This is a genomic window from Brachyspira sp. SAP_772, assembly GCF_009755885.1.
Lineage (GTDB): Bacteria > Spirochaetota > Brachyspiria > Brachyspirales > Brachyspiraceae > Brachyspira.
Genome location: NZ_VYIX01000149.1, coordinates 1 through 724, shown reverse-complemented (window position 1 = coordinate 724; position 724 = coordinate 1). Strand labels below are relative to the sequence as shown.

Genomic DNA, 724 nt, shown 5'->3' with positions numbered 1-724 from the left:
AACAGAATAGTTCCTGCTGTTGCTATACCTCACCCATTAGGTAATCCAAACTTATCTAAAGAGGATGAGAAAAAATTAAGACGTACATTAGTTGAAAGAGCTTTAAAAGCTTTGACAACTCCTGTAGATTCTCAAACAGTTTTTGAAAATTAATTGTTTTATTGAATCATAAAAATAAAAAAGGGGAGTACAAATATTTAATAATACTTGTATGTCCCCTTATTTTAATTAATATAAATATTTTGGAGAATAAAAGATGAGTTTTGCTGTATTAAAAGCTGCTGCTTATAGCTTAGTACATGCACCTGATATGGTTATTAATAATGGTACTACGCAAACAGTTGAAAGAGAAGTTAATCCTAATTCTGATTATTTAAAAAATATTAAAAAACATCTTAGACCTTTTGAAGATGTTGTAAATTATGCACCTAATCAAACTTATATTGGTAATCTTCACCCTGAAGAATTAAAAAAATTAGCTAGTCAAGTTTCTGAAGAGGTAAAAAAAGCTGGCGGAAGCTGGATTGGGGTTCCTTGTAAAGGTGATAGAAACGGAAAGTTTGGTGAGATTTTTGCTGAAGATGAATTCATTTTTATGATGAAAATTTCTGACACTTTTGAACTTGTATATTTAGAAGCAGAGTTTGAGAAAAAAATGAGAGATGCTTATGTTGCTGTAGAATCTAAATATAAATCAGAAGAAGAAATTAAAAAAGATTTAGCT

General features: G+C 29.3%; 1 protein-coding gene and 1 pseudogene. Both read left to right on the top strand.

What is annotated here, in order from left to right:
• Positions 1-153, top strand: a 153-nt coding sequence (locus GQX97_RS13160; protein WP_157152288.1) for a glycine/betaine/sarcosine/D-proline family reductase selenoprotein B, incomplete at its 5' end; no start/stop codon positions are given.
• 103 nt (positions 154-256) lie between these two features.
• A pseudogene (locus tag GQX97_RS13155) lies at positions 257-724 on the top strand (glycine reductase); the annotation flags it as partial.